Raw genomic sequence first — 13,730 nt, forward strand, 5'->3', positions numbered from 1 at the left:
CATGCAGTACCGTGATCTGCGCGAATTCATCAGTGGCCTGGAACAGCGCGGCCAGCTCAAGCGCATCGCCACGCCCGTGTCGCCTGTGCTGGAGATGACCGAGATCTGCGACCGCACCCTGCGCAAGCAGGGGCCGGCGCTGCTGTTCGAGCAGCCGACCGGCTTCGACATGCCGGTGCTCGGTAACCTGTTCGGCACGCCTGGGCGCGTGGCGCTGGGCATGGGTGCCGAGGATGTCTCCGAGCTGCGCGAGATCGGCAAGCTGCTGGCTTTCCTCAAGGAGCCGGAGCCGCCCAAGGGCCTGAAGGATGCCTGGAGCAAGCTGCCGATCTACAAGAAGGTCATCAGCATGGCGCCCAAGGTGCTCAAGGATGCGCCCTGTCAGGAGGTCGTGCTCGAGGGCGATGACGTCGACCTCGGGCGAATTCCGGTGCAGCACTGCTGGCCGGGGGATGCCGCGCCGCTGATCACCTGGGGCCTGACCATCACCCGCGGGCCGAACAAGGAGCGGCAGAACCTCGGCATCTACCGCCAGCAGGTGATCGGCCGCAACAAGGTGATCATGCGCTGGCTCAGCCACCGCGGCGGCGCGCTGGACTACCGCGAGTGGTGCCAGAAGTATCCGGATCGGCCCTATCCCGTGGCCGTGGCTCTGGGCGCAGATCCGGCGACCATTCTCGGCGCGGTCACACCGGTGCCCGACACCCTTTCCGAGTATGCCTTCGCCGGCCTGCTGCGCGGCTCGCGCACCGAGCTGGTCAAGGCGATCGGCTCGGACCTGCAGGTGCCGGCCTATGCCGAGATCGTTCTCGAGGGGCACATCCACCCGGGCGAGACCGCACCGGAAGGCCCCTACGGCGACCACACCGGTTACTACAACGAGGTCGACACCTTTCCGGTGTTCACCGTCGAGCGCATCACCCATCGCCGCCAGCCGATCTACCACAGCACCTATACCGGGCGTCCGCCGGACGAGCCGGCGATTCTCGGCGTGGCGCTGAACGAGGTGTTCGTACCGATCCTGCAGAAGCAGTTCCCGGAGATCGTCGACTTCTACCTGCCGCCGGAGGGCTGTTCCTACCGCATGGCGGTGGTGACGATGAAGAAGCAGTACCCGGGCCACGCCAAGCGGGTGATGCTCGGCGTCTGGTCCTTTCTGCGCCAGTTCATGTACACCAAGTTCGTCATCGTCACCGACGACGACATCAATGCGCGTGACTGGAACGACGTGATCTGGGCCATCACCACACGCATGGATCCCAAGCGCGATACGGTGCTGATCGACAACACGCCGATCGACTACCTGGATTTCGCCTCGCCGGTCTCTGGGCTCGGCTCGAAGATGGGCCTGGATGCGACGCACAAATGGCCGGGCGAGACCAGCCGCGAATGGGGCAGGGCCATCGTTCAAGACGAGGCGGTCAAGCGCCGTGTCGATGAACTCTGGGGCCAGCTGGGCATCGACTGAACACAGGGGCGCGCAGACGCCCTGCAGCCTTGGCGGACACACCGCTCGACAATTCGACGTGCACATGAAAGTAACCTTGCAACCATCCGGTGCCGTGCTCGAGGTAGAGCCCGGCGAACGTATTCTCGATGCGGCCAGGCGCCAGGGCTTCGAGTGCCCGCAGAGCTGTCGCAACGGCAACTGTCATATCTGTGCCTCGCTGCTGGTCGAAGGGCGCGTGCGGCAGGATGGCGAAGTGCGCGACCACGGCGAACTGCTCGCCTGCCTGGCCGAGCCGCTGGAAGATTGCGTGCTGCACTGGGATGGCGTACTGGCGCCCGGCGAGTTGCCGGTGCGCGAGCTGAGCTGCCAGCTGGCCGCGTATGAAGCGGTCGGCGGAGACGTGGTGCGTCTGTTGCTACGGTTGCCGGCCGGGCGGCAGCCGCGCTATTACGCCGGCCAATATGTGCTGCTGCAGCGCGAGGACGGCGAATGGTCGGCGTTCTCGCTGGCGTCGGCGCCAGGCAGTGGTCGCGAACTGGAGCTGCACGTACTGGCGCGCGATGCGTCAGCCATTGAGCTGCTGGCTTTCATCAGACGTCAGGGGTTCGCCCGAGTGCAGATGCCCTTCGGTGATACGCATCTGGCTGAGCTGCCGGATGGGCCGCTGGTGCTGGTGGCGGCCGGAACCGGCATGGCGCAGATGCACAGCCTGATCGAATACTGCCGTGCCGCCGGGTTCGCCCATCCCGTGCATCTGTACTGGGGCGTGCGCCGGCCCGAAGATTTCTATCAGCTGCGGCATTGGGACGAGTGGCGGCGCATGCCCAATCTTCACCTGCACCGCGTGGTCAGCGACGTCTGCGATTGGGGCGGTCGTTGCGGGCTGCTGCACGAGGCGATTCGCCAGGACTTCAGCGACCTCAAGTCACTGCATGTCTATGCCAGCGGTTCGCCGGCGATGGTGTACGGCACGCTGGATGCACTGGTCGAGGCCGGCATGGACCCGCATCAGATGCGGGCCGACGTCTTTGCCTACGCACCGCGTGAGGGCTGATTGCCGCCAAAGCAAAACGCCGGGTCCGCCCGGCGTTTTGCATTTTGCTCTCAGCGCACCTGGCGTTGCTGCAGAAGCAGGTTCTTGTAGCCGCTGCCGGCCAGCGTCTTCTGCGCGAGGTTGAGTTGCTCGCGGGTGGTGAAGGGGCCGACCAGCACGCGGAACCAGGGCTCTTCGCGTACCGTGACCTGCTCGACGCGAACGTCCTGGCCAAGCAGGATGATCTGTGCGCGCACCTTGTCGGCTTCGACCTGCTTGCGGAACGAGCCGGCCTGCAGGAAGAACTGGGTGACCGGCGCCTTCGCTACCGTGGGCGGAGGCGGCGGCACCTGCCCGCTGAGTGCGGCGAGCGCGCGCTCCTCATCTAGCTTCGCAGCCTGCTCGGGCGTCACCGCTTTGGCTGGCGCCTCCGGCTCCTTCGTCTCCGGCGGCAGGATCACTTCGGACTCGGGCAGCAGGGTGTAGAAGTCGTACTTCGGCTTCGGCGGCTGCTCGCCCTGTGGCTTGGGCTTGGCTTGCTGCTTGGCTTGCGGCGGCTCCTTGGTGCGCTTGATCTCGTCGCCGCCGGGTTCGAGCGTGGCGAGGAATACGAGAAACCCGCCGATCGCCAGGCCGCAGACCAGCCAGACCCAGCCCGGCACATTCTTTTTCGCCGGTGCCTGATAGCGGCTGGCGCCGCGTTTGGGTGCGGCTTTCTTCCGTGCTGCCACTTACATCCGCTCCAGTGGTTCCAGGCCAAGCAGCTCCAGGCCCTGTTTCAGCGTGCGGCCGGTCAGTGCGGCCAGGCGTAGGCGGCTGGTGCGCACGGCTTCGTCCTCGGCGGCCAGGACCGGGCAGTTCTCGTAGAAACTCGAGAACAGGCCGGCAAGGTCGTACAGGTAGCTGCACAGCAGGTGGGGCTCACCTTTCTCGCCAACGCTGTTGAGCGTTTCGCCGAACTGCGCCAGTTTCGCGGCCAGTGCCTGCTCCTGCTCGGCGTCGAGCTGAATGTGCCCGTCGACCTCTTGCATGCCCTTGCCCAGCTTGCGGAACAGGCTGGCCACGCGGGTGTAGGCATAAAGCAGGTAGGGTGCGGTATTGCCTTCGAAGCTGAGCATCAGGTCGAAGTTGAAGCGGTAATCGCTGGTGCGATGCTTGGACAGGTCTGCGTATTTCACCGCGCCGACGCCTACGGCGCGGGCGATGTTGCGCAGTTCCGCCTCGTCGAGGTCGGGGTTCTTCTCGCTGACCAGGGCATAGGCGCGCTGCTCGGCTTCGTCGAGCAGGTCGATCAGCTTAACCGTGCCGCCGTCGCGCGTCTTGAATGGCCGGCCGTCCGCACCGTTCATGGTGCCGAAGCCCATGTGCTCGAGCTGCAGTTGCTCGCGCACGAGCCCAGCGCGACGCGCGACGGCAAACACCATCTGGAAGTGCAGGGCCTGGCGCTGGTCGACGAAGTACAGCACGCGATCGGCGTTCAGCGTCTGGCTGCGGTAATTCAGCGAGGCCAGGTCGGTGGTGGCGTAGAGGTACCCGCCTCCGGCCTTCTGCACGATGACCGGCAGCGGCTTGCCTTCGGCGTTCTGGAATTCCTCGAGGAACACGCACTGGGCGCCTTCGTCCTCGGTGAGCAGGCCCTTGGCGCGCAGCGTCTCGACGATGCCCGGCAGGGCGTCGTTGTATGCACTCTCGCCTTTGACGTCGGCAGGGCTCAGCTTGACGTTCAGGCGGTCGTAGATCTTCTGGCAATGCGACAGGGAGATTTCGTTGAAGCGGGTCCACAGGCGCAGGCACTCGGCATCCCCGGCCTGCAGCCGGACCACCAGCTCACGTGCCCGGTCGGCAAAGGCGGGGCTTTCGTCGAAGCGCTGCTTGGCGGCCCGATAGAACTGCTCGAGGTCGGCCAGCTCGCTTTCCGCCGCGGCAGGTTTCTCCTCCAGATAGGCCAGCAGCATGCCGAACTGGGTGCCCCAGTCGCCCACATGGTTCTGGCGGATCACCTCGTCGCCGAGAAACTCCAGCACGCGACCGACGGCGTCACCGATGATCGTCGAGCGCAGGTGGCCGACGTGCATCTCCTTGGCCAGGTTCGGCGAGGACATGTCGATGACGACGCGCTGCGCCGGGCCGGCTTTGCGCACATCGAGATGCTCGTCGCGCAGTGCCGCATCCAGCCGCTGGGCAAGTGCGTCGGTGTTCTGGAAAAAGTTGAGAAAGCCCGGCCCGGCGATCTCCACCTTGCTGATGCCGGCGTCGGCCGGCAGTGCCTCGATGAGCTTTTGCGCCAGGTCGCGCGGCTTCATGCCGGCGGGCTTCGCCAGCATCATCGCGATGTTGCTGGCGAAGTCGCCATGGCTCTTGTCGCGGGTGTTCTCCACTTGGATGGCCGGGGCCAGCCCTGCGGGCAGCACGCCATCTTCGGTCAGGCGGGCGAGGGCTTGCTGGATCAGGTGGCGAATGCTGTCTTTCATGGTCGGCTCTGTCGGCGGAAGTGCGCGAAAACTTGGCATTATCGACGGCCTTGAGTCGGCGCTTCAAGCGGCGCGGGCCGTTCATGGCTGCAGCGGCCTCAGAACAGATCGATCGGGTCGACGTCCACCGACCAGCGTACCGCCCGCCCACTGGGCAGTGCCTCCAGCCGCGGAAGCAGCGTACCCATCAGGCGGTGCAACGCGATTCGCGCACTACCTTGCAGCAGCAACTGCGCGCGATAGCGCCCGGCACGGCGCTCCATGGGCGCCGGGATCGGGCCAAGCAGTTCGATGCCCTGCAGTTGCAGCTCGTCGAGCAACTGTTCGGCCTCGCTGCAGGCCTGGTCGAGAAAGTCTTCCGCCTGACGGGGCTTGTGGGCTTCGGCGCGCAGCAGGGCGAGATGGCTGAACGGCGGCAGGCCGGCAGCACGACGTTCGCTCAGCGCCTGCTCGGCAAAGGCGAAATAGCCCTGCTCGGTCAGCTGAACCAACAGCGGATGGTCGGCCAGGTGCGTTTGGATGATGACCCGGCCGGGCTCGTCTGCCCTGCCGGCCCGGCCGGCGACCTGGACGATCAGTTGTGCCATGCGCTCGGCGGCACGAAAGTCGGCCGAGAACAGTCCGCCATCGGCATCGAGAATGGCGACCAGCGTCACGCGCGGGAAATGGTGGCCCTTGGCAAGCATCTGCGTGCCCACCAGCAGGCACGGCGCGCCGCGGTTGATAGTGGTGTAGAGCTGCTCCATGGCGCCCTTGCGCGAGGTGCTGTCGCGGTCGATGCGCAGCACCGGGACGTCCGGGAACAGCGTCGCCAGCCGTTCCTCGGCGCGCTCGGTGCCGGCGCCGACCGGGCGCAGGTCGACATGGGCGCAACTGGGGCAGTTGCTTGGCGGTCGCTGAACGTGGCCGCAATGATGGCAGCGCAGCTCGTGGTGGCGCTGGTGCAGCGTCATGCGGGCGTCGCAGCGGGGGCACTGGCTGATCCAGCCGCAATCGTGGCAGAGCAGTGCCGGCGCGAAGCCGCGGCGGTTGAGGAAGACCAGTACCTGTTGGCCGGCTTTCAGCGTCTGGCCGATCGCCTGTTCGAGCGGTGCCGAAATGCCCGCTTCCAGTGGTCGACTCTTTACATCCAGGCGCAGGAAGCGCGGGCTCTTCGCGCCGCCGGCTCGCTCGCTCAGGCGCAGCAAGGCGTAGCGGCCGCTGTGCGCGTTGTGCAGGCTCTCGAGCGAAGGTGTCGCCGAGCCAAGCAGGATCGGGATGTCCTCCTGGCGGGCGCGGACCAGCGCCAGGTCGCGTGCGTGATAGCGCAGGCCTTCCTGCTGCTTGTAGGAGGCGTCGTGCTCCTCGTCGATGATGATCAGCCCCGGCCGCTTCATCGGCGTGAACAGCGCCGAGCGGGTGCCGATGATGATGTCGGCTTCGCCATCGCGCGCTGCCAGCCAGGCGTCCAGCCGCTCCCGATCGTTGACATTGGAATGCAGCAGGGCGATACGGGCATTGAAGCGCTGCTCGAATCGCGCGAGCGTCTGCGGCCCCAGGTTGATTTCCGGGATCAGTACCAGGGTCTGTCGGCCGGCTTCGAGCATGCGGTGGATCAGTTGCAGGTACACCTCGGTCTTGCCGCTACCGGTCACGCCCGCGAGGAGAAAGGCCTGGAAGCCACCAAAGCCTGCCTGCACGGCGGTAAAGGCAGCGCGCTGCTGGGCGTTGAGCGGGAGCTCCGGCTGCAGCAGCCAACTGCCGTGGTGGGGCGCGGGCGGGCTGCTGCGCCGTGCCTCCAGCCGTACCAGGCCTTTCTCGCGTAGGAGCTCCAGGCTGTCACGGTTGATCTGCAACTTGCCGAGCAGGCTGTGGGCGACGCCATGCGGGTGCTGGGCGATGGTCTTGAGTGCCTCGCGCTGACGAGGCGCCCTGCCCAGGCGCGGGTCATCGAGGCTGGCGCCCTCGCACGCCAGCCAGAAACGCTCCAGGCGAACTTCGGCAGGCTCACCCTGGCGCAGCAGGGTTGGCAACGCCCAGCTGAAGGTGTCGCCCAGGCTGTGCTGGTAGTACTGGGCAGCCCAAAGACACAGGCGAACCATGGCCGGCGGCAGAGGCGGCGTAGCATCCAGTATCTCGCGCGCCGGACGCAGCTTGTCCGCGGGAACCTCGCTTCGGTCGGCGAGTTCGACCAGCACGCCGATCACCTCGCGCCGGCCGAAAGGCACGCGTACCCGTACGCCGGGCTGCAGCTGGGCGGTGCGGCTGCCGGCGGGCGGCAGATAGTCGAACAACCGCCGCAACGGCGAGGGTAGTGCGAGGCGAAGGATGGTCTGGGCCACGGAGCATTCCTGAGGGGTGGACGGCGATGGTAGCCGATCGCTGACCGCCGAGCAGCGGCGCGGTCCTGCGCTTGCAACAGCGCAAGCCTCTGGTATCATTCGCGCCCTAATTCGTGCGGTGCTCGGCATAGGGTCGGGTGGCGGCACGCAATCCAAGAGGATTCATCATGAAAGCCGATATCCATCCGAACTACGTTGAGGTCAAGGCGACCTGCAGCTGTGGCAACGTCATCCAGACTCGTTCGACTCTGGGCAAGGACCTCAGCCTCGACGTGTGCTCCGAGTGCCACCCGTTCTACACCGGCAAGCAGAAAGTGCTGGATACCGGTGGTCGCATCGACCGCTTCAAGCAGCGCTTCGGTGTGTTCGGCGCCAAGTAAGCCGAACCGAAAAACCCATGGGGTTTTCCGAGCGTTTGAGAAAGGCGTCCCTGGTGGGCGCCTTTTTCGTTTCTGCAGCCCTGGCGCTTCCCGTGCACGCCCTCTGCCCGGCGCCGCAGGGGCTGGAGCTCCAGCGGGTCGCGCAGGTCATCGACGGGGATACGCTGCGGCTGGATGACGGGCGCAGTGTGCGCATGATCGGCCTCAACACGCCGGAGCGGGGCCGCAAGGGGCGCTCGGCCGAGCCGTTTGCCGAGCAGGCGACGCGCAAACTGCGGGCGCTGGTCGAGGCCAGCGAGGGTCGGGTGTTCGTGCAGCCTGGGGCCGAGTCGCATGACCGCTATGGGCGCCTGCTCGCGCACGTGTATGACAGTCGGGGCGGAAATCTCGAGGCTGAGCAACTGCTGGCCGGGCTGGGCTATTTCGTGGCGGCTTATCCGAACGCGGCGCTGGTCGCCTGCCATCGGGCCGCCGAACGCCAGGCTCGCGAGGCGCATCTGGGGCTCTGGCGGCAGGCCAAGGCTCAGCGGCCCGAGGCCATCAGGCAGGGTGGGTTTGCGTTGATTCGCGGCCGGGTCATGCGCGTCGAGCGTAATCGCGGCGGTGTATGGCTCGAGCTTGACGGGCCGATGGTGCTGCAGGTGTCGCCGCGGCAGCTGGCTGGGTTCGATGTCGCGGCGCTGCGGAGGCTGGAGGGGCGTGACGTCGAGGTACGTGGCTGGGTCGTCGATCGCCAGGGGCGCAAGGCCAAGCGGCAGGCGCGTTGGCTGCTGCGACTGACCCATCCAGCGATGCTGGAAGTGCGCTGACGAAGACGTCGCATATCTGTGCGTGCTTTGGCGAGTATGCCCTGAAAGTCGTAAGGGGCGAGGCTTGACAGCCCTGGGGTGGTCTAGCTTGAGGCGCCGCTCGGTCTTGGCGTATGCTCGGCCGGCTGTCTGTCCCAATAAAATAAGCGGAAATGCCAAATGACTGACCTGAAAACTGCCGCTCTTGACTACCATTCCCAGCCGCGTCCGGGAAAGCTGAGCGTAGAGTTGACCAAGCCTACTGCCACCGCTCGTGATCTGTCGTTGGCCTACAGTCCAGGCGTTGCCGCACCCGTTCGTGAGATCGCTCGTGATGCCGAGCTGGCCTACCGCTACACCGGTAAGGGCAACCTGGTGGCGGTCATCTCCGACGGCACCGCAATTCTGGGGCTGGGTAACCTGGGGCCGCTGGCGTCCAAGCCGGTAATGGAAATCTGAACGGCGGCCTGCATGCCTGGCTGGCCGAACAGCTGCCGCATCTGAACGGCGGCCTGCATGCCTGGCTGGCCGAACAGCTGCCGCGGGCTTTCGGCAGACCGGCGATCATCGCCAGCTGCGCCAGGCTCAAGTCCTTGATCGACTGGCCGTAATAGACCTGAGAGGCCGCTTCGATGCCGTACGCGCGGTGGCCGAGATAGATCTTGTTGACGTACAGCTCGAGGATTTCGTTCTTGCTCAGCTCGCGCTCAATCTGCAGCGCCAGGAGGATCTCGCTGATCTTGCGTGAAAAGCTGCGTTCGCTGGTCAGGAAGTAGTTCTTGGCCACCTGCATCGTGATGGTGCTGCCGCCGGTCTGGATGTGCCCGCTCTTCAATAATTGCGCGGCAGCGCGCATCAGGCCGGTTACGTCGACGCCATAATGGTTAGCGAAATTGTCGTCTTCGGCGGCCAGCATCTCGTGGCGGCTTATCCGAACGCGGCGCTGGTCGCCTGCCATCGGGCCGCCGAACGCCAGGCTCGCGAGGCGCATCTGGGGCTCTGGCGGCAGGCCAAGGCTCAGCGGCCCGAGGCCATCAGGCAGGGTGGGTTTGCGTTGATTCGCGGCCGGGTCATGCGCGTCGAGCGTAATCGCGGCGGTGTATGGCTCGAGCTTGACGGGCCGATGGTGCTGCAGGTGTCGCCGCGGCAGCTGGCTGGGTTCGATGTCGCGGCGCTGCGGAGGCTGGAGGGGCGTGACGTCGAGGTACGTGGCTGGGTCGTCGATCGCCAGGGGCGCAAGGCCAAGCGGCAGGCGCGTTGGCTGCTGCGACTGACCCATCCAGCGATGCTGGAAGTGCGCTGACGAAGACGTCGCATATCTGTGCGTGCTTTGGCGAGTATGCCCTGAAAGTCGTAAGGGGCGAGGCTTGACAGCCCTGGGGTGGTCTAGCTTGAGGCGCCGCTCGGTCTTGGCGTATGCTCGGCCGGCTGTCTGTCCCAATAAAATAAGCGGAAATGCCAAATGACTGACCTGAAAACTGCCGCTCTTGACTACCATTCCCAGCCGCGTCCGGGAAAGCTGAGCGTAGAGTTGACCAAGCCTACTGCCACCGCTCGTGATCTGTCGTTGGCCTACAGTCCAGGCGTTGCCGCACCCGTTCGTGAGATCGCTCGTGATGCCGAGCTGGCCTACCGCTACACCGGTAAGGGCAACCTGGTGGCGGTCATCTCCGACGGCACCGCAATTCTGGGGCTGGGTAACCTGGGGCCGCTGGCGTCCAAGCCGGTAATGGAAGGCAAGGGCGTTCTGTTCAAGCGCTTCGCTGGCGTGGACGTGTTCGATATCGAAGTCGATGCCGAAAGCCCGCAGGCTTTCATCGATACCGTCAAGCGCATCTCCATTACCTTCGGCGGCATTAACCTCGAGGACATCAAGGCGCCCGAGTGCTTCGAAATCGAGCGCGCGCTCATCGAGCAGTGCGATATCCCGGTCTTCCATGACGACCAGCATGGCACTGCGATCGTTACCGCGGCCGGCATGCTCAATGCGTTGGAGATCGCGGGCAAGAGCATCGAAGACGCGAAGATCGTCTGCCTGGGTGCTGGTGCGGCGGCTACCTCCTGCATGAAGCTGCTGGTGAGCATCGGGGCGAAGATCGAGAACATCTTCATGATCGACCGCAAGGGTGTGATTCATGCCGGGCGCGACGATCTCAACCAGTACAAGGCGATTTTCGCTCACGAAACCGACAAGCGAACCCTCGACGACGCGCTGGACGGCGCTGATGTGTTCGTCGGCCTTTCCGGTGCCAACCTGCTGAGCCCCGAAGGTCTCAAGCGCATGGCAGCCAATCCGATCGTGTTCGCCTGCTCGAACCCCGATCCCGAAATCAGCCCGGAACTGGCGCATGCCACACGTTCCGACGTGATCATGGCGACCGGTCGTTCCGACTATCCGAATCAGGTCAACAACGTACTCGGCTTCCCGTTCATCTTCCGGGGCGCACTGGATGTCCGCGCCAAGCGCATCAACGAAGAGATGAAGATTGCTGCTGCGCTGGCGCTGCGTGATCTGGCCAAGCTGCCGGTTCCTGCCGAGGTATGTGAGGCCTATGGCGGGCAGAGCCTGGAGTTCGGCCGCGAATACATCATTCCCAAGCCGATGGATCCGCGGCTGATCACCCTGGTGTCCGATGCGGTGGCCAAGGCGGCCATCGAAAGTGGTGTTGCGACGCTGCCCTATCCGGCCAACTATCCGCTGAAGTCGGTGGATGACGTCTTTGTCTGACAATCGATACGAGCGCTAAAAAAACGCCCTGCTTAGTCAGGGCGTTTTCTTTGGTGTCGTAGATCGGTCGGCTGGCGAGCGCTCGATGTGACCGATGAGATCGCGCGGGCACTTCTGGTCGGCTCGCGCGACCTGTGGACCTCAGAACAGGTCGAGCGGCGCGGCTTCGTTCGCCGGTAACGGGCTGCCCGGGATCTGCAGGTCGGGCGCGAGTTCGTTCATCGGCGGTGGTGAGTCTTCGCTCTTGAACACTTCGAAGTAGGCGTCCGGCGTTCCCGGCGAGGCGGCGCGACCGCTGACCGGGTCCACGCGCAGGGTAAGGATGCCTTCAGGTTCCGGCGGCAGGTGCTCGGGTTGGTCCTTGAGCACGGTCCCCATGTAGCTCATCCAGATCGGCAGAGCCACGGTGCCGCCGTACTCGTTGCGTCCAAGGCTTCGCGGCTGGTCGAAGCCGCTCCAGACGGTGGTGACGATATCGGCGTTATAGCCGGAGAACCAGCTGTCGAACGAATCGTTGGTCGTGCCGGTCTTGCCGGCCAGGTCGTTGCGCCCCAGGGCCAGTGCGCGTCGCCCGGTGCCGCGCTTGATCACATCCTGAAGCATGCTGGTCATGATGTAGGCGGTGCGCTCATCGATGATGCGCTCGGCAACCTGCGGTGCGCTTTCGTCTTCCCCTGCGACAGCTTCGGCGGAGCTGACTGCCGGGCTGTCCTCCTGCGCAGCGATTTGCTCGTGCGGGACGCGCGGCGGGTTCGCGGTAAACAGTACCTCGCCCTGCCTGTCCTCGATGCGCTCGATCAGATAAGGCTCGATGCGGTAGCCACCATTGGCGAAAACGGTCCAGCCTGTGGCGATTTCCATTGGGGTCAGCGTGGCGGTGCCCAGTGCCAGGGAGAGGTTGCGCGGCAAGTCCTCGCGCTTGAAGCCGAAGCGGGTGATGTAATCAAGGGCGTAGTCGATGCCAATGGCCTGGAGCAGGCGAATGGATACGAGGTTACGGGACTTATATAGCGCCTCGCGCATGCGGATCGGGCCGAGGAAGGTATTGTTGTCGTTCTTCGGTCGCCAGACTCGGTCCATGCCTTCCTCGACGAAAACGATCGGCGAGTCGTTGACCAGAGTCGCTGCGGTGTAGCCGGCGTCGAGGGCTGCGCTGTAGACGAACGGCTTGAAGCTGGACCCGGGTTGGCGCTTGGCCTGGATGGCACGGTTGTACTTGCTCTGGCCGAAGGAGAAGCCGCCGGCAAGCGCCTCGATAGAGCCGTCCTGCGGGTCGAGCGAAACCAGGGCCGCCTGAGCCTGGGGGATCTGGCTGAACAGGGCGTGCTTGTCCGTCCAGCGAATGCGTACCAAGTCGCCAAGTTTGACGACGTCGGATGGCTTGGTCGGTCGTGGCCCGAGGCTGTTGGTGGCCAGATGGGGGCGAGCCCATTTCATGCTGTCCCAGCTCACCGCGTGTTCCTGGCCGTCACGAGTCAGTACCTGAATGCCGTCGTTTCCGACCTGGCTCACGACGGCTGGCTGGAGCCCCGAGAGCGCCCGGCGGCTGCTCAACTCGTCCAGCCATTTGCTGCGCTCTGTGCCCAGTTGCGCTTCGGCGCCGCGGTAGCCATGGCGCTGGTCGTAGCTGATGAGGCCGTCGATCAGGGCCTGGTTGGCGGCTTCCTGGCGGTCGCTGCGCACGCTGGTGACGACCCGAAAGCCGTCGGTATAGGCGGCGCTGCCATAGCGGCCGACCATTTCGGCCCGCGCCATCTCGGCGATGTAAGGCGCCTCGAGTTCGGGCGAGGCGCCGTGATAGCGCGCCGTCTCGCTCTCGGCAATGGCCTGCTCGTAGCGCTGCTGGTCGATGTAGCCGAGCTTTTGCATTCGGCCGAGGATCCAGTCGCGTCGCTCTTTGCTGCGTGTCGGGTTGACCAGAGGATTGAACGCTGAGGGGGCTTTCGGCAGACCGGCGATCATCGCCAGCTGCGCCAGGCTCAAGTCCTTGATCGACTGGCCGTAATAGACCTGAGAGGCCGCTTCGATGCCGTACGCGCGGTGGCCGAGATAGATCTTGTTGACGTACAGCTCGAGGATTTCGTTCTTGCTCAGCTCGCGCTCAATCTGCAGCGCCAGGAGGATCTCGCTGATCTTGCGTGAAAAGCTGCGTTCGCTGGTCAGGAAGTAGTTCTTGGCCACCTGCATCGTGATGGTGCTGCCGCCGGTCTGGATGTGCCCGCTCTTCAATAATTGCGCGGCAGCGCGCATCAGGCCGGTTACGTCGACGCCATAATGGTTAGCGAAATTGTCGTCTTCGGCGGCCAGCAGCGCGTGAATGAAGTCGTCGGGGATTTCCTCGAAGCGGATTGGCGAGCGGCGCATTTCGCCAAATTCGGCGATGAGCTTTTCGTCGGCGCTGAACACGCGCAAGGGGATCTGCAGCTGGACGTTGCGCAGCGATTCGACCGAGGGGAGATTGGGGTTCAGGTAGAGGAACGCCCCGCTGATACTGAGCAGCACGGCGCACAGCAAGCCAAGGCTGGACCACAAGAGAAACTTCAGAAGACGCATCAGGGC

General features: G+C 64.9%; 10 protein-coding genes and 2 pseudogenes. 7 read left to right on the forward strand and 5 right to left on the reverse strand.

All coding sequences use genetic code 11. The features are described from left to right. Window position 1: 1 nt before the first annotated feature. Together ubiD and CL52_RS02510 are read left to right on the forward strand one after the other, a co-directional pair. The gene (ubiD, locus tag CL52_RS02505) at window positions 2-1,468 is read left to right on the forward strand and encodes a 4-hydroxy-3-polyprenylbenzoate decarboxylase (protein ID WP_043218280.1); all 1,467 of its coding nucleotides are present in this window, start codon (window positions 2-4) and stop codon (window positions 1,466-1,468) included. Between the two features lie 64 nt (window positions 1,469-1,532). Next, window positions 1,533-2,504 (forward strand): CDP-6-deoxy-delta-3,4-glucoseen reductase, encoded by a 972-nt coding sequence (locus CL52_RS02510; RefSeq protein ID WP_043218281.1) that lies wholly within the window; start codon window positions 1,533-1,535, stop codon window positions 2,502-2,504. A 50-nt stretch (window positions 2,505-2,554) separates the two neighbouring features. Here the strand turns inward: CL52_RS02510 and CL52_RS02515 are convergent, their stop codons facing one another. From CL52_RS02515 to CL52_RS02525, 3 genes are all read right to left on the reverse strand, one after another. Continuing rightward, window positions 2,555-3,214, reverse strand: a complete 660-nt coding sequence (locus CL52_RS02515) for an SPOR domain-containing protein (RefSeq protein WP_043218284.1) — start codon at window positions 3,212-3,214, stop codon at window positions 2,555-2,557. After that, window positions 3,215-4,954 carry an arginine--tRNA ligase gene (argS, locus tag CL52_RS02520; protein ID WP_043218285.1) on the reverse strand — a complete coding sequence of 580 codons (1,740 nt, stop codon included), beginning with the start codon at window positions 4,952-4,954 and terminating at the stop codon, window positions 3,215-3,217. 98 nt (window positions 4,955-5,052) lie between these two features. After that, entirely contained in the window at window positions 5,053-7,275 is a 2,223-nt protein-coding gene (locus tag CL52_RS02525) for a primosomal protein N' (protein ID WP_043218286.1), read from the reverse strand. A gap of 167 nt (window positions 7,276-7,442) precedes the next feature. Here CL52_RS02525 and rpmE point away from each other — a divergent pair, with 167 nt between their 5' ends. The 3 genes and pseudogenes from rpmE to CL52_RS20470 all read left to right on the forward strand — a co-directional run. Then, on the forward strand, window positions 7,443-7,655 hold the full coding sequence (gene rpmE, locus CL52_RS02530; RefSeq protein ID WP_043218287.1) for a 50S ribosomal protein L31: 213 nt from the start codon (window positions 7,443-7,445) through the stop codon (window positions 7,653-7,655). Between the two features lie 17 nt (window positions 7,656-7,672). Beyond that, window positions 7,673-8,464, forward strand: coding sequence for a thermonuclease family protein (locus CL52_RS02535; protein WP_043218289.1), 792 nt, complete (start codon window positions 7,673-7,675; stop codon window positions 8,462-8,464). Between the two features lie 159 nt (window positions 8,465-8,623). Further along, window positions 8,624-8,896: pseudogene (locus tag CL52_RS20470) on the forward strand (malate dehydrogenase); the annotation flags it as partial. Between the two features lie 91 nt (window positions 8,897-8,987). Here the strand turns inward: CL52_RS20470 and CL52_RS02540 are convergent. Beyond that, window positions 8,988-9,365 (reverse strand): annotated as a pseudogene (locus tag CL52_RS02540) (transglycosylase domain-containing protein); the annotation flags it as partial. On the opposite strand from CL52_RS02540, the gene CL52_RS20990 reads away from it, so the two are divergent. Together CL52_RS20990 and CL52_RS02550 are read left to right on the forward strand one after the other, a co-directional pair. After that, complete coding sequence (locus CL52_RS20990) at window positions 9,324-9,746, forward strand: hypothetical protein (protein ID WP_043218292.1); 423 nt, start codon at window positions 9,324-9,326, stop codon at window positions 9,744-9,746. The pseudogene CL52_RS02540 and the gene CL52_RS20990 sit on opposite strands and share 42 nt — an antisense overlap. Before the next feature lie 159 nt (window positions 9,747-9,905). Next, entirely contained in the window at window positions 9,906-11,171 is a 1,266-nt protein-coding gene (locus tag CL52_RS02550) for a malic enzyme-like NAD(P)-binding protein (RefSeq protein WP_043218294.1), read from the forward strand. Between the two features lie 141 nt (window positions 11,172-11,312). Here the strand turns inward: CL52_RS02550 and CL52_RS02555 are convergent, their stop codons facing one another. After that, the gene (locus tag CL52_RS02555) at window positions 11,313-13,724 is read right to left on the reverse strand and encodes a penicillin-binding protein 1A (RefSeq protein WP_043218296.1); all 2,412 of its coding nucleotides are present in this window, start codon (window positions 13,722-13,724) and stop codon (window positions 11,313-11,315) included. Between the last annotated feature and the right edge of the window lie 6 nt (window positions 13,725-13,730).

The sequence above is a fragment of the Stutzerimonas balearica DSM 6083 genome (assembly GCF_000818015.1).
GTDB lineage: Bacteria > Pseudomonadota > Gammaproteobacteria > Pseudomonadales > Pseudomonadaceae > Stutzerimonas > Stutzerimonas balearica.